Source organism: Saccharospirillum impatiens DSM 12546, assembly GCF_000423605.1.
GTDB classification, from domain to species: Bacteria; Pseudomonadota; Gammaproteobacteria; order Pseudomonadales; family Natronospirillaceae; genus Saccharospirillum; species Saccharospirillum impatiens.
Window position 1 is genome coordinate 139,002 of record NZ_AUIH01000001.1, and the last position, 21,278, is coordinate 160,279.

At 55.9% G+C, this 21,278-nt stretch carries 18 protein-coding genes; 8 read left to right on the forward strand and 10 right to left on the reverse strand.

Annotation, left to right across the window (positions count from 1 at the left end; genetic code table 11):
- Nucleotides 1-78 precede the first annotated feature (78 nt).
- From G565_RS0100665 to G565_RS0100680, 3 genes are all read left to right on the forward strand, one after another.
- Complete coding sequence (locus G565_RS0100665; protein WP_028669251.1) at nucleotides 79-2,022, forward strand: FAD-binding monooxygenase; 1,944 nt, start codon at nucleotides 79-81, stop codon at nucleotides 2,020-2,022.
- 81 nt (nucleotides 2,023-2,103) lie between these two features.
- Complete coding sequence (locus G565_RS0100670) at nucleotides 2,104-2,994, forward strand: helix-turn-helix domain-containing protein (protein ID WP_084649151.1); 891 nt, start codon at nucleotides 2,104-2,106, stop codon at nucleotides 2,992-2,994.
- 270 nt (nucleotides 2,995-3,264) lie between these two features.
- Nucleotides 3,265-4,884, forward strand: a complete 1,620-nt coding sequence (locus tag G565_RS0100680) for a hypothetical protein (RefSeq protein ID WP_028669253.1) — start codon at nucleotides 3,265-3,267, stop codon at nucleotides 4,882-4,884.
- A gap of 60 nt (nucleotides 4,885-4,944) precedes the next feature.
- Here the strand turns inward: G565_RS0100680 and G565_RS0100685 are convergent, their stop codons facing one another.
- The 7 genes from G565_RS0100685 to acsA form a co-directional block, all read right to left on the reverse strand.
- Entirely contained in the window at nucleotides 4,945-5,490 is a 546-nt protein-coding gene (locus tag G565_RS0100685; RefSeq protein ID WP_084649152.1) for a hemerythrin domain-containing protein, read from the reverse strand.
- Nucleotides 5,491-5,918: 428 nt separating this feature from the next.
- Complete coding sequence (locus tag G565_RS0100695; protein WP_028669255.1) at nucleotides 5,919-6,653, reverse strand: (2Fe-2S)-binding protein; 735 nt, start codon at nucleotides 6,651-6,653, stop codon at nucleotides 5,919-5,921.
- A gap of 24 nt (nucleotides 6,654-6,677) precedes the next feature.
- Nucleotides 6,678-7,160 carry a Rossmann-fold NAD(P)-binding domain-containing protein gene (locus G565_RS22390; protein WP_051207046.1) on the reverse strand — a complete coding sequence of 161 codons (483 nt, stop codon included), beginning with the start codon at nucleotides 7,158-7,160 and terminating at the stop codon, nucleotides 6,678-6,680.
- 222 nt (nucleotides 7,161-7,382) lie between these two features.
- Nucleotides 7,383-7,628 carry an acyl carrier protein gene (locus G565_RS0100710; RefSeq protein WP_028669256.1) on the reverse strand — a complete coding sequence of 82 codons (246 nt, stop codon included), beginning with the start codon at nucleotides 7,626-7,628 and terminating at the stop codon, nucleotides 7,383-7,385.
- Nucleotides 7,628-8,887, reverse strand: coding sequence for a dihydrolipoamide acetyltransferase family protein (locus G565_RS0100715; protein ID WP_028669257.1), 1,260 nt, complete (start codon nucleotides 8,885-8,887; stop codon nucleotides 7,628-7,630). The genes G565_RS0100710 and G565_RS0100715 overlap by 1 nt, the downstream gene beginning before the upstream one ends.
- Nucleotides 8,880-10,916 carry a pyruvate dehydrogenase (acetyl-transferring) E1 component subunit alpha gene (gene pdhA, locus G565_RS27380; RefSeq protein ID WP_245584094.1) on the reverse strand — a complete coding sequence of 679 codons (2,037 nt, stop codon included), beginning with the start codon at nucleotides 10,914-10,916 and terminating at the stop codon, nucleotides 8,880-8,882. Before pdhA ends, G565_RS0100715 begins: the two co-directional genes overlap by 8 nt.
- Nucleotides 10,913-12,691 carry an acetate--CoA ligase gene (acsA, locus tag G565_RS0100725; RefSeq protein ID WP_028669259.1) on the reverse strand — a complete coding sequence of 593 codons (1,779 nt, stop codon included), beginning with the start codon at nucleotides 12,689-12,691 and terminating at the stop codon, nucleotides 10,913-10,915. The genes pdhA and acsA overlap by 4 nt, the downstream gene beginning before the upstream one ends.
- 332 nt (nucleotides 12,692-13,023) lie before the next feature.
- Here acsA and glgC point away from each other — a divergent pair, with 332 nt between their 5' ends.
- Both glgC and G565_RS0100740 read left to right on the forward strand, forming a co-directional pair.
- Complete coding sequence (gene glgC / locus G565_RS22395; protein WP_051207047.1) at nucleotides 13,024-14,313, forward strand: glucose-1-phosphate adenylyltransferase; 1,290 nt, start codon at nucleotides 13,024-13,026, stop codon at nucleotides 14,311-14,313.
- A 485-nt stretch (nucleotides 14,314-14,798) separates the two neighbouring features.
- Nucleotides 14,799-15,977: a M24 family metallopeptidase gene (locus tag G565_RS0100740; protein WP_028669261.1), complete on the forward strand. Its 1,179-nt coding sequence runs from the start codon at nucleotides 14,799-14,801 to the stop codon at nucleotides 15,975-15,977.
- A gap of 42 nt (nucleotides 15,978-16,019) precedes the next feature.
- On the opposite strand, the gene G565_RS0100745 is transcribed toward G565_RS0100740, so the two are convergent.
- Nucleotides 16,020-16,973 carry a LysR family transcriptional regulator gene (locus G565_RS0100745; RefSeq protein WP_051207049.1) on the reverse strand — a complete coding sequence of 318 codons (954 nt, stop codon included), beginning with the start codon at nucleotides 16,971-16,973 and terminating at the stop codon, nucleotides 16,020-16,022.
- A 135-nt stretch (nucleotides 16,974-17,108) separates the two neighbouring features.
- Here G565_RS0100745 and G565_RS0100750 point away from each other — a divergent pair, with 135 nt between their 5' ends.
- A complete protein-coding gene (locus G565_RS0100750; RefSeq protein WP_028669263.1) occupies nucleotides 17,109-17,315 on the forward strand; it encodes a hypothetical protein in 207 nt (68 codons plus the stop codon).
- A 192-nt stretch (nucleotides 17,316-17,507) separates the two neighbouring features.
- Here the strand turns inward: G565_RS0100750 and G565_RS0100755 are convergent, their stop codons facing one another.
- Entirely contained in the window at nucleotides 17,508-18,374 is an 867-nt protein-coding gene (locus tag G565_RS0100755; RefSeq protein ID WP_028669264.1) for a LysR family transcriptional regulator ArgP, read from the reverse strand.
- 136 nt (nucleotides 18,375-18,510) lie between these two features.
- Between G565_RS0100755 and G565_RS0100760 the strand changes: the two genes are divergently transcribed.
- On the forward strand, nucleotides 18,511-19,110 hold the full coding sequence (locus tag G565_RS0100760) for a LysE/ArgO family amino acid transporter (protein WP_028669265.1): 600 nt from the start codon (nucleotides 18,511-18,513) through the stop codon (nucleotides 19,108-19,110).
- Nucleotides 19,111-19,117: 7 nt separating this feature from the next.
- Here the strand turns inward: G565_RS0100760 and G565_RS0100765 are convergent, their stop codons facing one another.
- Complete coding sequence (locus G565_RS0100765; protein ID WP_028669266.1) at nucleotides 19,118-19,546, reverse strand: PilZ domain-containing protein; 429 nt, start codon at nucleotides 19,544-19,546, stop codon at nucleotides 19,118-19,120.
- A gap of 192 nt (nucleotides 19,547-19,738) precedes the next feature.
- Here G565_RS0100765 and G565_RS0100770 point away from each other — a divergent pair, with 192 nt between their 5' ends.
- Complete coding sequence (locus tag G565_RS0100770; RefSeq protein WP_028669267.1) at nucleotides 19,739-21,211, forward strand: OmpA family protein; 1,473 nt, start codon at nucleotides 19,739-19,741, stop codon at nucleotides 21,209-21,211.
- Nucleotides 21,212-21,278: the final 67 nt, after the last annotated feature.

Genomic DNA, 21,278 nt, shown 5'->3' on the forward strand with positions numbered 1-21,278 from the left:
TTCTTCCAACAGAGTGCTCTGTTGGTGTTGGGCATCCATACTACCATTGAGCAGCCTGAACAGGCTTGGGGGAAGGTTATGCAATTTCATTTGGAAGGCTTTAAAACCGGAGATCCAATGGTGTTGGACCCATCAGAGTCGGCAAGAACCTGTCCGCAGGCTGATTCGCTGCCCGAGCAAGTCGACGTACTGATCGTCGGTTGCGGACCAGCCGGCCTGACACTGGCTGCTCAATTGGCGGCTTTCCCTGACATCAGCACGCGTATTATCGAGCAAAAAGACGGCCCTTTGCAGCTAGGCCAAGCAGACGGTGTGGCTTGTCGAACCATGGAAATGTTCGAGGCTTTTGGCTTCAGTGAGCGGTTGATGAAAGAAGCTTATTGGGTCAATGAAGTAACCTTCTGGAAACCTGACGGCGCCCAGCCAGACAATATTGTTCGCAGTGGCCGCGTTCAGGATACCGAAGACGGTTTGTCGGAATTCCCGCACGTCATTCTGAACCAGGCGCGGGTGCATGACTTTTATCTTGAGGCGATGCGTAACAGCCCTAACCGTCTGGTGCCGGACTATTCGCGCAGTCTGCTAGATGTTGAGGTTGATCGTTCCCGTGCAGACTACCCGGTGACGGTCCGCGTTGGCAGAATTGATGCGCAGCACCAGGGTCAGGAAGAAGTCGTCAGGGCGCGGTACGTTGTCGGTTGTGACGGCGCCCGCAGCGTCGTGCGCAAGTCCATTGGTCGCCAATTGCGCGGTGACTCGGCCAATCAGGCCTGGGGCGTGATGGATATTCTGGCGGTAACCGACTTCCCGGACATTCGCCTGAAAGCCGCCATTCACTCCGCCAGTGACGGTAATGTGCTGATCATTCCGCGCGAAGGCGGTTATCTGGTGCGACTCTATGTGGAAATGGACAAGCTCAGCGACAATGAGCGCGTAGCCAGCAAGAATATTACCGTCGACCACCTGATCGCCGCTGCTCAGCGTGTTTTTCATCCCTACACGCTCGATGTCAAGGAAGTGGCCTGGTGGTCGGTGTATGAAATCGGTCAGCGCATTTGCGATCACTACGACGACGTGGCCGACGACGCCAGGGCAAGTCCGGGCGTTCTGGATTCGCAGCCACGCGTGTTCATCGCTGGCGATGCCTGCCACACTCACAGCCCCAAGGCAGGGCAGGGCATGAATTTTTCCATGCAGGATACGTTCAATCTGGGCTGGAAACTGGCGTCGGTTCTGCGCGGTCAGGCCAAGCCCGAACTGCTGCACAGCTACTCGCAAGAGCGCCAGACGGTGGCCCAGGAACTGATCGACTTCGATCGCAAGTGGGCAAAAATGTTCAGTGATCGTCCGACAGAGGGCGGCGGCGAAGGGGGTGTTGATCCCAAGGAATTTGAACACTATTTTGTCAAGCAGGGCCGCTTCACGGCAGGCACTGAAACGCATTATCAGCCCTCCTTGATTTGCGGGGACCGAAGACATCAGCATCTGGCGGAAGGCTTCACCATTGGCAAGCGTTTCCATTCAGCGCCGGTTGTACGTCTGGCCGATGCCCGGCCAATGCAGTTGGGCCATATTGCCAGAGCCGATGGTCGCTGGCGGATGTACGCCTTTGCCGGTGCCGGTGATTCTGCGGGTACACACTCAGCTGTACGCGCGCTCTGTGAGTTCTTGTCGGACTCTCCCGACTCTCCGCTAAAACGATTGACTCAGCAGGGTCAGGACATTGATTCGGTTTTTGACCTGCGAGCCATTTTTCAGCCATCACATCGGGATCTGTCACTGGAGGCATTGCCAGCCCTGTTGTTACCGCGCAAAGGTCGCTACGGGCTGACCGATTATGAGAAAGTGTTTTGTGCGAACTTGAAAAACGGACAGGATATTTTTGATCTTCGGTCTGTCGACCGCACACAAGGGTGTCTGGTGATTGTGCGTCCGGATCAATATGTGGCTCAGGTGTTGCCGCTGGAGGCACATCAGGCACTGGCTGATTTCTTTGCTGGTTTTATGCTGCCCCAACATTGACCGGCACTGTTCCAGGCCCCCTTGTTTCGTCAGTGGTTGCTAGCTGCTAGGCTAAAGGTTGTTTGGCGCGAAGGGGGCCGCATGTCGACAATCGCCACAAAGGCAGAGGGATCTGAAGCTGTTGGGAAGAGCGCTTCCCTGCAGCACAGGGAGTACCCTGCCTGCCGCACACTTGACCCCTTTGTGACTCGCTATTTGCACAGTTACGGACCGACTGCAGCCACCGTCGTAGTGCCGCCAACCGGGGCGCACTACATCACGCATGTGATTGGTGAACCCATGCAAATGCGGTTTGCCAATACCTTCTGGCCGAGGTGTCCGAGTGTGTTTGTTGGCGGGCAGCTGAGAAAAGAAATGCCGGTCGCCACCGTTGCTGAAGGCACGCAACTGCTGGGCGTAGAATTCCGACCAACAGGCTTCTATCGGCTGTTCCATAACGATTGCCGGCAATTTACCGACGGCATAACTGATATCCGTGAAATTGCCCCCGAATGGGCCGCCGGGCTGTATTCTGCTTTGTTCGACGCGAAGTCGATATCGGCGAAAATCAACGTTCTTGAGCATTATCTAAGTTGTCGTATCGATGCTGCTTTGGCCACCACGGAAGTAGACCGCGCAGTTGCATTGATAGAACGAAGCAACGGGTGTGTGCGAGTGGATGAGTTAGCAGAACAGTGCAATTGCAACGCCAAGAAACTCTACCGCCATTTCCAAAAAACGATTGGAGTCTCGCCCAAATATTTTTCAAAAATTGTTCAGATCAACAGTGTCGTCGCGCACATTAAGTCCGGACATTGCGAAGGGTTACAGCAGATTGCCCTCGCGCAGGGCTATTACGATCAAGCCCATTTCACTCGGGATTTTCAACGTTTTATCGGTACCAATCCGCTCGATTTTCTGCGCCACCCCACCCCTTTCCTAAGCACCTATCTCGGTCGAATGGCCAACTGTGATGCGCTTTCCGAGCCTTGAGTGGCTCCTCTATTTGCTGCGGTCCGCTGTTGCTGAACTGTCTGATTTTTACAAGACGCGCCGCCTCGCAAGCGTTAAGTTTCGGGTGGCGGTTGAGATTCTGTGAATTTCAACGAATAGCCCCGGTCCACGGATGTGCCGGTGAAATCAGTGACTTAATAGCCACTGGTTTCGTGCGAAAAGTAACAGTGAATGTTTGCTTTTCATCTGTTGAAAAAGGCAGGAGGCCTTTTTCAACAACCTGCTAAACAGGTAACCAGGAGCACTGTGATGATTCCAGGGGAAACCAGTCATCGGCCGGAATACCGGTTTGCGGATAAAGGCTGGAGCCGGGTGGCGATGGCAGCCACGCTCGTCTTACTAACCGCCTGCGGTGACAGCAGCGGCGACGGTGAAGATAACAGCCCGAATGGTGAACCCGGCGTGAGCGGCGCCGCACAAAAGGGGCCGTTTCATATGGGCGGTGACGCAGTCGCCACGAAGTTAACCGCCCAGGGTGATCTGTCGGAAGACTCGGTACAGGGTGAGATTACTGAGAATGGCGGCTATAACCTGCCGCTGTCGTCCATTGATTGGAGTGGCCCCACCTTACTGGTGCTCTCCGGTACCTATTTTGACGAAACTACGGCCAATTTCAGCAGTGATAGCCGGGCTTTGCATGCCGCCATCGATGTCGGCAACAGTGTGATAAACGCCAACGTCAATCTCTATACTCACTTCAAGGCTGCTCGTGCACGGATATTGTTGTCCGATGGCGATTCCTTTGCTGACGCTATGGACCAGGCTCAGACTGAGCTGGAAGCGTTGACCGGCATTGAGAACGAGCCGGGCGAGCTGAACCTGCTGTCTGCGGGAACCGACATTCAGGCCGACAGCGCAAATCTGTTGTTGTTTTCAGCCGCCAGCCTGGCTGCTGGTCTGGATCAGCAGGCGCTGGACGCCATTGCGGATGACTTTGCTGATGATGGGTTGGTCAACGGCTCGGGTGAGGCGGCTTTTGTCGATGTACAGGAAGCCGCAGAGAAGGATCCGGATCTGTTAGGGGATGCGCGGCTTGCGCTGCAAAACCAGTACAGCACTGAGCCTCCCCCAGGTGGCACAGGAGGGATGGCCTGGATGCTGGACGCCTGTGCGGCCGCCGCGCTGACTGAGCCAAGGGTCATGTGTGAAGGACTGGATTTTTACGGCAGTTCTTTCGATGACAGCGAAGCGTTTGTTACTTTTATTCCAGCCGTCAGTGGGCATTATGCGATCGAACTCTTTGGTGACCCCGGTGCTGATGATGACAACGCTGGTCGGTGTTCCTGGACCGTATACAGGGAGGCTGACACCTCTGCCGCAGACTCTGGCGACAGCGGATCAACCGATGGCTGGTGTGGCGTTGAGGATGTTACGTCGTCGCGCCTGAGGGGCGAGCGCGAATACTTTGTCAGGCCGATGGTCAGTAAGGATGATAACGATGGCCCAATCGCACAATTTAAACTGTCAGTGAACCGGGTATCCGATGGACGGGAGTCCGCCGCAGGTGCTGTCGACATTCCAGTTGGAAGGGCTTTTGAGGCCGTTGTCGGAACGCTGATCAATACGTCCGACGAGAGCTTTTATCGTTTCGATATTCCTGCGGGTGCGCAAGGCAGTTACACCATCATGGCCGGTGGTTACCCGTGCGGAAACGGCGAGCTGGAACTGACTCTGTACGAAGAAGCCTTTAGTTCGGAAGTTGACAGTGTCCGCGAAGCGGATGCGTGCAGCCAGTCGATGACTGTATCGTTGCAATCGGGTACGTATTTCCTGGCCGTACAGAATTGGCTGGGAGGCTGGAACCGGGAGACCTTCAGACCCGCACCCGCAGGCATTGAGTTTGATTTGCGGGTAATGCCCGACCCCTGACGGGCGATGGATGTGGCTCGAAACAGGCAGGGAGCCTTCATCAATACGCTGCCAGCGTTTTTACAGTTGCCGGATCAGTTCCTCGAACTGCTGGTTGGCTACTGTCGTAAAAAGTGGATCTTGCCGGTGTTCTACCCGGTCGAGAATGACTGAGCTGGCAGCGTTATCCAGCGCTTTGATGTCTTCGAAAACCGTCTTCTCTTCACGCTTGAGATGGTCGATCTGCTGGGTATGAAACTGATCCAGTGTTTTGTGCAGCGTGTCCAGGGGAACCGCTTCTCCGAGGTTGATCGCATTGAGCAGTGTCCTGACTTTGCTAGCGCTTTGTTCCAGCTCCTGATGCTCAGCCCGAATGGCGTCCATGGCGGCGGTATCCCCCAGTTTGTTATCGATCAGATAATCGAAAGAGGCTTCTTCCAGCGGGTGGTGAAAACGGTCCGGGTAGTGCTGAATGTAGTCCATGACATCAAGAATTAGCGCGATATCGGGCTTTTCGGTACCCTCTTCCTCACGTGTATCGTACAGCGCGATTTGCCGTTCCAGCACATCCAGTACCTTCACGAGATTCCGGTGATCTTCTCTTAATTGGACGTAGAGCTTCGTCATGACAGACCTCCGCGGGAGCTGTGTTTAGGGTCACACTACGCTTTGATTAAAGGGCGGGTGATGATCTGTGTCAAGGTTCATGCAGAGCCTGAATCCGGGAGGCAGATGATCAGCGGGGCTGACTTTAACGGGGTAAATCAAACATGCATGGCGGGAGACTTCACGTTAACCTTTGAACACACATAACGACGACACTGGCATCGATACCCTTCACCTGTTCCGTGTAGCCGATCGATAAAGCACGTTGTGGTGTTTCTTCAAAAGGGGAGGAGCCAAACTTGTGCTCGATGGTCACTGGAAAATCGCCGATGCTGATAAGCTGAGGCAGACCAGAGTCTGACAAATGGTAGCCAGTATTGTCACTTTCACAGGTCTATCATTAGGTTGAACGTTTGAATGAACGTGCTCTAAAATCTGTGTTTTGAAAATCACACGGCGCTAAGTTCATGTTGGCTTTTCAGGTAAGCCTGCAATCGAACATCGCGTTCCGCCTGGGGAAATAACACACAGGTAGAGCAATAGGTGGCCGCCTCTGTCGTGTAATAGCGGCAACACCCACCCCGGGCGCGAAAGTGTTGGCGGGCCACCGGGCGGTCCGGTTTGTCCGGATCAGTAACGGTGACTTCGAAATAGCCGGTTTGCTTGTTGTGGAGTGGTGAGCCCTTTTGTTTAATCAGGGCCAGTGCCTCTTGTCTGGCGTAGTCTTCATCGCCCAGTTGGCGGCCTGCATTCAGGAAGGCGGCGGCCAGTGCATCGGCGACCAGGCGCCATTGTGCGGCCTTACCCAGTCGGTAATGCTGGTAGAGGCGTTCAATGAGGGGCTGGTAGAGCTGCTCCAACTGTCGTCTCAGGTTGTCTCGCAGCGCTTCCAGGCTGGGTAGGGGTATCGCATCGCGGATCAGGTGGTGTGGAGCGAAAGCCCAGCAGGTTGAGTTCAATAATTGGACTTCAAGCGCTTTATAGGTGCCGCTCTCTCCGTTCACGTCCCAATGGACGTCGTAGTCGGCGAGTGCCAGGTCCCCAGCGTCCAGGGAGGGAACGATACCCTCTGCCAGATACAGGGCGGCAACGGCCGTCAGCAGGTAATAAGCGGTATCACCCACCAGAAATGCCACCTGGCCTTTCTCATCGAGGCCCGGGCATCGCTGTGCCTCATAGCTCATCAGCCGGTCTGGGCAACACCCTTGCTATGAGGCAGGTTTCAGCAAGCTTCGGTTTTTATTGAACCAGTCTTTGTACGTCTGGGGTGCGCGGCCGGTTAGCTGCTTGAAGTCCTCAGTCACCTGCGCAACGTGGCCCTGGCGGGTGTTGGTGTCGAAGCTGGCCAGGGCTTTCGCAATGACCGGTGGCAGCCCGGCCTGTTCCATCCCGGCTTGTTTTTGTTCATCGGTAATCGGCACGACCGTGATCGACTTTGCGCTGATGTCACTGAGCAACGTAGCCAACTGGGCAGTGGTTAAGGCCTCGCTACCGGTGAGGGTGTAGGTGCGGTTGCTGTAGTCGTCTTTGGCCAATGCGGCTGCCGCGGCAAGGGCCAGGTCAGCGCGGGCGATGTTCGCCATCCGGGCATCACCGGCGGCACTGAACCACTGACGGGACGCCAGAATCGGGTCTGACTCCATTAGTAGGTTTTCGAAATACCAGCTGTTGCGCAGAATGGTCCAGCTCATCGAGCTTGGAGCCAGCGCTTGTTCGGTACCCAGATGGTCACCGGCGAAGGTAATGGCGGAGTTTGGTCATTCTTTTTACGCGAACTTACAACCGATGGTGACGTGGGCGGACACGCACCATGACGACATACGCAAGGCGCGAGAAGCCTATGTGGCCAATGAGCCGTATCAGGCATTGTAGTGCCCCGCACCTGATTGGCTAACGGGCCGCTCGAACTGATCTCACACTTTATTTTCCAGATAGGTGATCAGTTGGGCCACCGTTTGCAGTCGGGCAAAGTCGGTGTCGGGGATGTTGACGCCCAGCCGTTTGTGAATGGCTGCTGCCAGGTTGAAAGAGTCCATTGAATCTAGGTCGTAGTCGTCTCTGAGGCTGGCGTCGTCGGTGACTTCATCCGGTAATAGGTCGGGTGCGATGCTGGTGATTTCTTCTACCAGGGCTGTTCTCAGTTGGTCGTAGCTCATCATCAGGCAGTGTCCTTTTGTGCAGGTACATTTAATTGCTCGGGATGTTGTAGGTTTTGGTCGATGCGGCCGAGAAACAGACCACCGCGGTGGCCATCGCTGACTCTGTGGTCGGCGGCGAGCGTGGCTTGCATGACCGGGCGCACCGTCAGTGCGTCGCCAACCGCCCAGGGCCGGGGGCTGACTTTACCAAACCCCAGAATCGCGACCTGAGGCGGGTAAATCACACCGTATACCGAATCGACGCCACGCTCACCCAGGGCCGTTATGGTGATGGTGCCGCTGGTCATCTCCGAACTGCGCAAACCACCCAGGCGGGCGCGCCGGGTCAGGTCCTGGAGTTTGTCCATCAAGTTGGCCAGATCAAGCTGCTCGGCATTAAGCAGGGCCGGTGTGATCAGGCCGGCACTGCGCAAATTAATGGCGACACCGAGATGAATCGACGGGCAGGGCTGATATACACCTTCCTGGTAGTAGCCGTTCATTTCGGGAAAATCGAGCAGGGCGTTGGCAACGGCCTTGAATATAAGTACCGACATCAACAAGCGCCCTTCCGGTGGTTGGGCGGCGTTGTAGCTGTCGAGCCAGCGTGTGGCGGGCAACATATCGATGGCGGTTGACAGGTAGTAGTGGGGAATTTCCCGTTTCGATCGTGCCATGGCCGCAGCAATGGCTTTGCGCATCTCTGCCGGGTCAAATCCTTTACGGGGGGCTTTGCCAGACGTTTTTGTTGTTGGTGGCTGAGACCCGGTCAGGTCTGAAGCCAGAATGGCACCCTGGGGCCCGCTGCCTGTCAGTCCTTGCAGTGACTGGCTTGAATCCCGGGCACGCTGACGCGCCAGAGGGCTGGCTTTCAGTCGGTCTCCCTGCTGGGGTTTGGTTTCGGAAGTCTGTTCATTGATTGGCGGCTCGGGTGTCGTTGTCGCTTGCGCGAGTGTTCGCTCAATAGGCTGCCCACTAACCTCGACAGGGCGCTCCCCAATGGGTTCTGGCTCTGGCGTTTGCGGATCAGGAGGTCGGGTGGCGGAGGCTGTCGCCAGCCTGGCAATGGGTTTGCCAACGGGTACTGTGGTATCCACGGGAACATACAGCTCTTCTACCACGCCTTCTTCAAATACTTCGACCTCAATGGCGCCCTTGGCGGTTTCAACGACCGCAATGACATCACCTTTGTGAACAGTATCGCCTGCCGCGACCTGCCATTCCACCAGCACGGCTTCGTCCATATCGGCACCCAGTGAGGGCATTAGAAAATCACTCATGGCCACCTCGCAGCGTTGCCCTGGCAGCGTTGACAATGTCGTCGATCTGGGGCAAAGCGGCCGCCTCCAGATGAGCGGCATAGGGTATCGGTACTTCCTTGCTGGCTACCCGGGCAATGGGCGCATCCAGCTCCCAGAATGCCTGCTCCATGAGTGCGGCGCTGACTTCGGCGGCCATGCCACCGGTTTTCCAGGCTTCCTCAATAATTACAGCCCGGTGAGTGCGTGACAGCGACTCTATCAACGTGCGGGTATCCAGTGGCCGCAGCACTCTCAGGTCTATGACTTCAGCGTCGATGCCTTCCTGACTCAGCATTTCGGCGGCAGTGAGCGTTTTATTCAGGCTGCCACCGTAGGTGATCAGAGTGATGTTTTTGCCGGGCCTGCGAATGGCTGCCTGATCAATGTTAACGCCATCCGGACAGGGTGCCAGAGTGCCTTTGTCGTTGTAGTGAGCGGCATGTTCAAAGATCAGGACCGGGTTGGGGTCCTGCAGGGCCGACCACAGCATGTAGCGTGCGTCTTCGAGCGTCGCGGGCGTTAGTACCCGTAACCCGGGGACATGGGCATACCAGTGTTCCAGGCTGTGTGAGTGCTGTGCGGCCAATTGACGACCGGCACCGGTGGCCATGCGGATTACCAGCGGCACATTGAACTGCCCGCCGGACATATGCAGCAGGGCCGCTGCGGTATTCACAATCTGATCCATCGCGAGCAGACTGAAGTTTACCGTCATGATCTCGACAATCGGGTGCATGCCACCGAGTGCCGCGCCGACACCGGCTCCGGTAAACCCATTTTCAGCCAGCGGTGTATCACGTACCCGCTCCTCGCCAAACTCGGCCAGTAAATCGTGGCTGACGGCATAGCAACCACCGTAGTGACCAACGTCTTCGCCCATCAGGAAGCAGAGGTCATTGTGCTGCAGGGCTTCCTGCAGACCGAGATGGCAGGCTTCGCGATAGGTTGTCTCCAGAGGGGCTCGGGTGGCGTTAGGCGGCGGCAGGAAGGACGCTGTCCCAGCCAGGCTGACATGATGCCCAAGACTGGCTGCATCTTCCCAGGGCGATGACTCGGCGAAAGCAACGGCGGCTTCTATCTCGTCTGCGACGTCCCCCTCGATACGTTCTAGATCCCCGGGGTGCAGTAACTGGTTGTGTTCCATCCATTGGGTCAGCAGTAAAATGGGCCCTTTTTCTTTCCAGGTTTCCACTTCCGCCTTGTCGCGGTAAAGCTGAGGGTCAAACATGGAGTGAGCGCGAAACCGGTAGGTATGGCACTCCAGAAACTGCGGGCCTTCACCCTGGCGTATTGACTCGATTGCACGACGTGCAGCCGCCTCTACATCGACCACATTCATGCCATCAACACTTTCAGCATGCAGCTGGTAGGCTTCTGCTTTGCGATACAGGTCGGTTTGTGATTGAGACAAAGACAGGGCGGTGCCCATGGCGTAGTTGTTGTTTTCGCAAACGAACAGCACCGGCAGCTGCCAAAGGGCAGCAAGGTTCAGGCTTTCATGAAAAGCCCCTTCTGCAGCGGCTCCTTCACCGAAAAAGCACACGGTGACCCGGTTGCGACCTGACATCTTGTCAGCCAGCGCCAGACCAACGGCGAGGGGCAAACCGCCTCCGACGATGGCGTTGCCACCAAAGAAGCGTCGTTCGGCGTCGAACAAATGCATGGAACCGCCCCGTCCCTGACTGCAACCGGTCACTTTGCCATACATCTCGGCCATGACGCTGTTCATCGACAAGCCACGCAGCAGAGCATGACCGTGCTCGCGATAGGTGGCGACGACAGCATCATCGTCATTCAAGTGACGGGTTATGCCCACGGCAACGGCTTCCTCGCCGATATAAAGGTGCAGAAAGCCACGAATTTTCTCCCGGGTATACAGTTCTGCACACTTCTCTTCAAAGCGACGAACGCGAATCATCTGGGAGAGCAAACTGAGCAAGTGGTCGCGGGATAAGCGCAACTTGCGACTGGGGTCCAACTGACCCGGCATGGGTGATGTCGTGCTCATTGGCCCGATCCCTCCAGTGTCGAGGTATCGCCCTCTGGGAGCCCCAACTCACGGGCTTTGAGCAGGCGGCGCATTATCTTTCCGCTTCGGGTTTTGGGCAGGTTGTCGCTGAAGGCGAGGGACTTGGGTGCCACTGCTGACCCCAGTCGTTTACGTGCCAGGCCCAGTATGTCTTTGGCCAGGGCATCACTGGCCGTGTAGCCGGGCTTCAGACCGACGAAAGCTTTCACTACTTCACCACCGACTTCATCGGGAATACCGATGACACCGGCTTCTGCGACGCCCGGGTGCTCCATCAGTACGCTTTCAACTTCGAAGGGGCCGATCAGGTGTCCGGAAGATTTGATCACATCGTCGGCCCGGCCAATGAACCAGAAGTAGCCTCCATCGTCTTTTCGCGCAAGGTCGCCGGTAAAGTACCAGCCGTCGATAAACGCCTTTCGGTAACGTTCATCTTCATGCAAGTAACCGCGAAACATCGATGGCCAGCCGGCCTTTAACACCAGTTCGCCGGTTTCATCGGGATCATTGATCAGGCGCATGCCACCGTTTTCAGTGCGTTCGGCAATAGCGGCTTCAATGCCCGGAACGGGGCGGCCCATTGAGCCGGGTTTAATGTCCATGCTGGCGTAATTGGCAATCATGATGCCGCCCGTTTCTGTCTGCCACCAGTTGTCGTGAAACGGCAACCCCAGGGTTTCCATGCCCCAGATGACGGCCTCGGGGTTCAGCGGTTCGCCCACACTGGCGAGAAACCGCAGGGAGGATAAGTCGTGCTGATCGGCCAGCTCGCGGCCGTATTTCATCAGCATGCGAATGGCCGTTGGTGCCGTGTACCAGACTGTAACCGCCTGATCCTGCAGTATTCGGTACCAGCGTTCAGCGTCAAAATCCGCTTCGTCGATAACCAGGGTGACACCATGGCACAGTGGCGCGATGATGCCGTAGGACGTACCTGTGACCCAGCCGGGGTCCGCAGTGCACCAGTAGATGTCCTGTGGGTGCAGGTCGAGGGCGAAGGCCGCTGTCATATAGTGTGCCAGTACCGCCTGATGAACATGAATAGCGCCCTTGGGTTTGCCCGTTGTGCCACTGGTAAAATGCAGCAGAGCCATGTCTTCCGGCTGTGTTTTCACGGTGTTGAACTTAGCACTGCTGTCTGCCAGCAAAGGTTGCAGTGACAGCACCTGATCTGTGGTCAGTTCCGGGTCTTCGGGCGAATCCAGTAACAGCACATAGCGTAACGAGGGCAGTTCTGTTATCCAGTCAGCCAGTTTCTTTTTGTACAGACGGGTGGTGGTTACTATGGCCGTTGCATTGCCAATCTCCATTCTTGCCCGAATGGGTTCTGGCCCGAAGGCAGAGAATAAAGGAGAAAATACGCACCCTGCCTTTAGCGTGCCCATAATAGCCATGTAAAGATCAGGGGTGCGCCCGCACAGACAAAATACCCGGTCACCTTTTTGCAAGCCCAGGGACGTCATGACATTGGCAAACTGGTTGGCTCGTTGCCACAAACCCAGATACGTGATGTCTTCGGGAAGAGCGGTCGGGTCCTTGCTGAGAAAACGCAATGCGACCTGGTCTTTTTTGGCTGATTGCTGATGACGGTCGAGCGCGATGGCGGCAATGTTTATCGAGTCAGCCTCTGCAGGCAGGCTTATGCCGTCAGCTGCCTGTTGCCACCGGAAATTTTTAAAAACGGTGTCATAGTCGTTCAAGTTAGGCTGAATGCCTGAATTTTTTAAGGCTTTGGACACGATCGGGTAGGTCATCTTTGACACTCCACTGAATCCTGTCTACAGCCTTTATGGCAGGATCGTTTCTGGTTAAACGATATTGCCAGTGTAGTACTGGAACAGAAATAACGGGGTGATCTGTATCAATATTTCAGGCCGGAAGCGGTTCAGCGATACAAACTGGTTTTTCGTAATGTTGAACGGTATTTTTGTAATGATTGGGTCTCAATGCTTGATAAAGATCAACAAAAGGATCATGAAAGAGGCCATAGTGTTATTCGGGGATTTGTCGGGGTTTGCGTGTTGCGTTGTGGGACCTGCTGTAGGCATTTTGGAACGTCACAAAACACCGGTAGAGGCCATGTAAGATGCAGTCTGGAAGCGTCAGTCAGCAAGTTAAATCATTAGCAGAACAGAGCATGGCCTTGATTCTGGCCGGGGGCCATGGAACCCGGTTGAAAAATCTCACGCGCTGGCACGCGAAGCCGGCCATTCCTTTTGGTGGGCAGTTTCGAACCATCGATTTTTCCCTGTCCAATTGTTTGCATTCGGGTATACGACGCATTGGTATTCTCACTCAGTACAAATCCTATTCGCTTAATTGCCATATCCAGCGCGGCTGGAATTTTCTCAATAACGGCATGGGGGATTTTATCGATTTGCTGCCTGCTCAGCAGCGTACCGGCAGTGGCTGGTATCAGGGTACAGCCGATGCTGTTTACCAGAACCTTGATATCATTGAAGAACATGCGCCTACCTACGTTGTTGTACTGGCGGGTGATCACGTTTATAAAATGGACTACGGTCAACTGCTGTTACAACACCAGGCATCGCAAGCACCCATGACCGTGGCGTGTGTGGAAGTGGATGTGCAAACCGCCGAGGGGTTTGGCGTGCTGGCAGTAGATTGGCAAAATAGAATCTATGCCTTTGAAGAGAAACCAGTTAAACCCCGCACAGTGCCAGGCAAACCCGATCGTGCACTCGCTTCAATGGGTGTTTACGTGTTCAACACGGATTTTCTGCTAGCGCGACTGAGAGACGATGCCAGTGACCCGGACTCCAGTCATGATTTTGGCAAAGACATCATTCCACGCCTGCTCGATCAGTGGCCAGTCAATGCCTACCCCTTTGTTGCCGCCAATGGCGAGCCGGCGTACTGGCGAGACGTGGGTACACTGGATCAGTTCTGGCAAGCGAACATGAATCTGCTCGGCGACCAACCCCTTCTCGATTTGTTTGATCTGCGCTGGCCTGTTTGGACAACGCAGGAACAACTGCCACCGTCCAAGTTTGTGTTTAATGCCCAGCGCGGCAGGCATGGGCAGGCGATTGACTCGATGGTCAGTAATGGTTGTCAGGTCTATGGTGCGACGGTTCGCGGCAGTATTCTGTTCAACAACGTCAGCGTTGGTCCCGGGACTGACATCAGTGAATCCCTGATATTATCGGGCGCTCGTATTGGCAGCGATTGCCGGCTGAATAAAGTGATTATTGACCAGCGGTGTGTAGTGCCCGACGGCACCGTGATCGGAGAAGATGCCATCAGTGACGCCAGACGTTACACCCTCTCACCCGGCGGCGTTGTGCTGGTCTCCTCGTCAGACTGTGGTTTGCCGGTGGAAGACAGTCGTTACAGAGTACCTGCCGTTATATAGCCGCAGTCACTCTGTGCTAGCTAGGGTCGCTGGTCAGGCGGCGTTGAATACCTCCGTTCACTCGGCACGGTAGTCGGTAAGGGGTTAGCCCGCTACCTGATCGCCGGAGGCGACACCCTTCTATCTCTGCCAGTGCGCACCCTTAAGTCAGTAAGTGGCAAGTCGTTGTGCAGCACTGGCTACGAAAGTTGCTTCACGCTTTACCATACCGGCCAATGTCTTCGGCTCCTGATTTGATTGCTTTGTAAGGCTATTGCCTCCCTCCTTCATACCTCTGTTTCAACTTCCCGGACCTGGTCTGTGGATTTTCCGGTCGTCAGACGACGAACATGCTGGTATTTAGCCGGTATTGACTGGCACAATCGAAAGACCCTGCTTTCGGGGTATTTTGTTGGGTGGAGGTCCCTATCATCTGCCCGGTCGTCCTGAACCGTCAGACTGGAGTGGTGTGTGAGTCACCGCTGGAATGAGTTGGAGGTTGCTGAGTGAAGCTGGCATTTACCAAGAAGGAATATCTGCAGCGCGTCAAGAAGGTGCGACGCGAAATGCGGATACGGAAGGTCGATATTTTGATAGCGACCGACCCGGGCAACATGAACTGGCTGACCGGCTATGACGGCTGGTCATTCTACGTGCATCAGGGGGTGGTGATTCATGTCGATCAGGAGGAACCTATCTGGTTTGGCCGTCGAATGGATGAAAGTGCCGCACTGATACGGTGTTTCATGAAAAAAGAGAACCTGACCAGCTACCCGGAAGAGTACGTTCAGAATCTCGAGAAACACCCGATGACCTGGCTGGCCGAGCATCTGTTTATTGAGAACGGCTGGAGCGGGGCGACCATTGCCACTGAAATGGACAATTATTACTACACGGCAGATGCCCACCGATCCTTGAGACTGGCCCTGCCGGAAGCTCGTTTTGTCGACAGTCATAACCTCGTGAACTGGTGCCGGGCGATCAAATCGGATAAAGAAATCGAGTTCATGAAGATCGCCGGTAGAATCACCTCTAAGATTCATCAGCGTATTCTGGATGTGGCGCGCGTCGGCGTTCCCAAGAGTCACGTGGTATCTCAGATTTATGAAACGGCCATTGCCGGTGTCGATGGTTACAGCGGTGACTATCCCTCCATCGTGCCCTTATTGCCTTCGGGTAAGGAGGCATCAGCATCGCACATCACCTGGGATGAGCGGCCATTTCGCGCCAACGAAGGGACCTTTTTTGAAATCTCGGGTTGTTACAAACGCTATCATGCGCCCATGTCCCGTACGCTTTACATGGGCAAGCCCAGCGCTCGCTTTCTCAATGCCGAAAAGGCGTTGCTGGAGGCGATAGATGCCGGTCTGGAGCAGGCCAAACCGGGTAACCGGACCTGCGATATTGCCAATGCTGTTAACGCGACCATGATGAAGTACGGTATTGACCGGCAAGGTTCGCGCTGTGGGTACCCCATTGGCGTCAGTTACCCGCCAGACTGGGGCGAGCGGACATCCAGCTTGAGGGAGTCGGATGAAACTGTGTTGCAGCCGGGCATGACGTTTCACTTCATGCCGGGCATCTGGCAGGAAGACTGGGGTATTGAGATCACCGAAAGCATCCTGATCACCGAGACGGGTGTGGAGATGCTCTGCGATTTTCCGCGCAAGCTTTTCGTTAAGTAGCGACGCCCGAGCGCCAGCCTAACCCCAGGTTGGCGTTTTTTCTCAGGTCTTTGTGCTTTTTCTTCGCGCTTTGTAGCCAGCCAAACGCTTCTTCTGTGAGCGGACCGCTTCCGTCATAAACTCCATCAGCGAGTGAATGCGTGAAACGCCGCGCAGATCCGGATGCATCAAGAACCAGAGGCCGTAACCCAGCGGCGGTATCGTGTCGGTCAATTGCACCAGTTCCGGCTCACTGTCGGCCAGGTAGCAAGGCAGTATGGCGACCCCGACACCGGCTTTCACGCTGCTGAGCATGCCGATCAGGGTGTCTACCCGAAACGTGCAGCAGTCATCGTAGCCTTGCTCTGCCATCCATTGCCGCATCGGTTCGTCGAACAAGCGTGAGCCCGGCCCAACCCAGGGGGTTTGGTGTAAATCGACTGCCCTGGCACCAACCTGGTCTTTCTTGCCATACACCGCCATTCCGATGTCGGCCAGCTTGCGTCCAATCAAATGTTCGGGGGGTGCGTTGGACGGTCGAATGGCCACATCGGCCTCGCGTTTGGTCAGGTTGAACAGCTGATTGGAGACGGCGATGTCCAGTGTGACGCTGGGGTATTGCTGTTGGAACTGGCCAAACAAAGGCGCCAGCAGGCCAGCCATCATCGAGTCGGTGGTGGTAACCCAGACCGCGCCGCTCGGTTGCAGATCGCGCCCGACGACACGACGTTCAGCCTGCAGCACAAACTCCTCCATTTGCCGGGCCGTATCGGCCAGTTCTTCCCCTGCAGGCGTTGGAAAGTACCCGGAGCGGGACCGTTCGAACAGCATCACGCCCAGTCGCTTCTCGATCTCGCCCAGGCGCCGGAAGACCGTTGCATGATTTATCTGCATCCGCCGTGCTGCTCCAGACAGGGAACCCGCCTCCGCGATGGCCAGAACGGTTTCAAAGTCATCCCAGTGAATCTGGTAGGGCCCGCCTTTACGTTCATGAGGTTTACTTTTTGGCTGTGCGATTTTGCAAACTCCATTTGGCTTTTTTGGGAATTAACTTGCGAAAAATGTCAGCGTACCATACTTGCCAGTTCCTTGAAGATCAGTCGGCTACTTCAGCCGGGGCCGTTCATTCACCATTCTCAGGAGGTTTCTACCATGAGCCAGCTAAATATGAACAACAGTGCGATGTTTCAGGCGTATCGCAGCGCATTCCTGCTTGGGACGGCGTCGACCCGCCTTGCGGAGCCTTCAAGCATCCCCGAGCGCTACCGTGACACCGGGGGGCGGATCCGCAGTGACCGGATTAACCTGGATGCACGCAGTGCCAGAGCGCAATGGTTGAAAAGCCTGTTCATTCGTTAAAGTCTTCAGGTTCACTTGAGCGCAGCGCCCAAACTAACAGACTTCCCAGGCCCGGTTTAGCCGGGCTTTTTTCGCGTCTCGTTTTTCGACTGGAGCGCAGCTACGGGCTGCCTGGGAGAGGTGCGGGCCACTCTGAAGCCCACACCCACTCAGCAGGCCTGAGTGCCGGATTCTGAGCCAGAATCGACTGCGCTATGTCAGTACCTCCGTTGCGTGGGCACCGACCGCCTCGCGAAGCTTTGACATCGCACTGCTTTCCGTTTGCCAGTAGTGCCAGAACAAGGGTACATCCAAATGGTAAGGCGGGCTTACATCAATCAGTTCACCCCGATCCAGGTGTGGCTGTACCTGCAGCTCCGGGAGCATGCCAAAACCCAGCCCGGAAAGGGCCATTTGCACGAAACCTTCTGACGACGGACACCGGTGTATGCGTTGCGGTGGGGGCAGCCCCCGAGTGTTGAGAAACTGGTGTTGCAACTGGTCGTCGTGGTTGAAGATCAGACAGGGTATTTGGCTGAGGTTGTCTGGGTCACAGTGCGTTTGATAGCGGTCGACAAAGTCGGGGCTGGCCAGAGCTCGGTAACGCAGAACTCCCAGCGACATCACAGCGCCACCGTTGACCGGACGCGATTCCGCGCAGATGCAGGCCATCACCTCGCCTTGTCGCATGCGCTTTAATCCCACCTCCTGATCCTCGACCACCAGGTCAAAATCCATCTGCGAACTCAACGCGCAACGGGCCAGTGCCGGGGCCAGCCAGGTGGCCATGGAGTCGGCATTCACCGTCAGCCTGAGTTTGAGCGGAAAGGCATCGCGGGTAGCTACCAGGTCCATTTCCAAAAGCCTGACTTGCTGCAGATGATTGTGCAGCCGCCAACCGAGTGCGGTTGCCCGGGGCGGAGACGTGCGCAACAGAACAGGTTGCCCGAGCCGTTGCTCCAGTTGGCGAATGCGCTGACTGATGGCCGATTGAGTCAGGTGCAGTTTTTGGGCGGCTCGCTCGAAGCCGCCGGTTTCGATGACGCCAGCCAGAGCGTCAAGTAAGCGATAGTCGAGCATGGAAGCCCCCCGGTAATGCGTGAAAGAGGTTAATCTACGGTAATTAAAATTACTTATGAAGGATTAAAATCATTCGTTGGATTAATACTATCCGGCTGGATAGGATGCGTGGCATCGACTGTCAGCGGAAGCGGTTATGATCGGGTCTCTTATTACAGGTTTTGGTATATCAATCGGGTTGATTGTGGCAATTGGCGCCCAGAATGCGTGGGTGCTGAACAAGAGCATGCGCGGTGAACATCCGGCAACCGTGGCGTTGGTGTGCTGCACAATTGATGCCCTGCTGATAACGCTCGGCGTATACAGTGTTGACCGGGTGCAGCAACAGATACCTGCTCTGGTTCCGGTACTCACCTGGCTCGGTATTGGCCTGCTGTGCTGGCTGGCAGCCCAGGCGTTCTGGCGGGTGTGGCACGGGTCTGCTGGTCTGGTGGTGATCGGGGCGGCTTCCGGGGTCAGTCGATGGCAGGTAGCGGGCCAGGCCGTGGCCATTTCGCTGCTGAACCCGCATGTGTATCTCGATACTGTTGTGCTGGTGGGCAGTGTTGGTGCGCAACAGAGCAACCCCGGCTATTTCATTTTGGGTGCCGCGTTGGCATCAACCACCTGGTTTTTTGGGTTAACCGGTTTTGGTCGCTATCTCGGCCCCAAATTGAGTTCGCCCAGGGCATGGCGCTGGTTCGATGCTAGCGTCGGCAGCGTTATGGTGCTGGTTGCCGTTTCTCTGGTGCCCTGAGGGTGCCTTATTTGGGGTTGGATTCGACGATCCAGGCTGGAAAGTCCTGAGCGTGCAGCTCGATCCACTCACGGGCAGCCTCTTCCGGCGTTAGGTCCCGGCCCTGGCGTTCCCATTGTTGCCGGTATTGTTCAATATGGCAGATCTGCTCAACCATGCGCACAGCAAATGCACTTTCCTGGTTGTCGAAACGAATGCCAATAATGAAGTGGTCATCGTGGGGGTGGCACCAGACCACCTGACCTTTAGTCTCGAAGGGTGGGTCACCGACCCCGATGCTTACCTGAACAATCTGTCCGGGTGCCAGGGCTTCTTCTGCACTGAAACTGAGGCCGCCCTGGCTGATATCCAGCAATTCTGTCGGGTTGGGGTCGGTCGGTTGCTGGCACTGGTACTTAAGCGGCACGGCGGCCGGGTGTCGAATGTACTGACGCACGCTGTACTCCTCACGCTGCCTAACAATACCTTGACTCAAAACGTGCAGCGGATACTGCCAGTATAGACGAAACAGCTCAGATTGCCGGTTGACATGAAATCTCCACAGGCTTGCACTAGACTCAAACGATTGCCTTTCTTTACACCGTTTTACAACGTATAAAATGAAAACGCATTAGGGGGAGATGTCCAGGTGGGTACCATTAAAAGCAATCAACAAGGCTGGGTCGCGGTAACGCTGGCGGTTATTCTCGTTATCGGACTCGCCGTTGTGGCCTACTTTTATCAGCAGTACCGGTCGCAACTGGCCCAGTCGCAAGACAGTGTAACGGCTCTGGAACAAGCACAGGAGCGTTCTCAGTCCGAGTTGAATGCGGTGCAGGGCCGTCTGACCGACGCTAACAGCAAGGTGCGGGAGCTGGAATCCGACCGCAGCCGGCTACTCAGCGAAGCCGAAGCGACCAGTGCACGCATGGTGGCCTTGCAAGCCCGCTACGATGAACTGCGTCAGGACTCCCAGTCGAGCGTCGGAGATCTGCAGGCCGAACTGGAGCAGGCACGACAGGACAGAGCAGAGCTGGAACAAACTCTAAATGAAGCCGATGGACTGATCGCCAGGCAAGCCGAGCAACAGGCACGTCTTGAAGCCGAGTTGAATGACACCATTGCCGCCTTGGCTGCGATCGAGGCGGAGCTGGTTGCCGCGCAGGCACAGCTGGCGGATGCCGCATCTGACAGAACCGCAGCAGAAACGAGTTTGGCTAATTCGGCCCGTGAATTGGCGGCCGCCGAGGCTGAGTTGGCGTCAGAGCGAACAACGACTGACGGTTTGAATCAGCAGTTAGATGCCAGTCAGGCCCATGTGCAACGGCTGTTGAACGAACGAACAGCGCTACTGGCCAGTACCCAGGGCATGGAGCAGCAAGGTCGCGAACAGCAAGCTGCTAACGCCCGGTTGCAACAACAACTGGACGAAACGCTGGCGGAATTGAACGTGGCGGAAGTGGAGCTGATGCGTCGCGAAGCCAACCTGGATGAAGCCGTGGCCGAGCGGGAAAGCGTGGTTGATGAGTATCGTCAGGCGCGAGAAGAGTTGGCGTTGCAGCAAGCACGCAGTGACAATTACAGCGACACGATCACAGAGCTGGAATCACGCCTGAACCGCGAAACTCAGGCGATGGATGCTCTGCAAAACCAGCTTCAATCACTGAGCAATGAGCGGCAAACGCTGGTATCACGCCTGGAAGATGGCACTACCGTCATTAAGTTGCCGGAGAGTATTGTGTTTGCCTCGGGCTCTGCGGACATTGGCGATGCCGGGCGGGAAACGTTGCAATTGCTGGCGGATGCGCTGGTGAGTTTCCCCGATCACCTGATCAGTATTCAGGGCCACAGTGATGGCCGGGCGATATCCCCGTCTTTACAGCAGAAGTATCCGTCCAACTGGGAGCTGTCGACTGCACGAGCGGCGTCTGCTGTTCAGGTGTTAGGCCAATCGGGTATCGACTCTGGCCGCATGCAGGCCGTGGGGTACGCCGACACACGGCCGCTGGTGGAAGAAACCGATGCTCAAAGTCGCCGGGCGAATCGGCGTATCGAAGTCTTGTTGTACCCGAATCAGTTCACCATGCGGGTGCTCGACCAGGCGGGTCTGGAGACCCCCTGAGCGCCGGCGTTAAGAGCGGTATTATGGTTTAATGGTCGGGTTCATCTGCGATAGGGATCTCTCAATA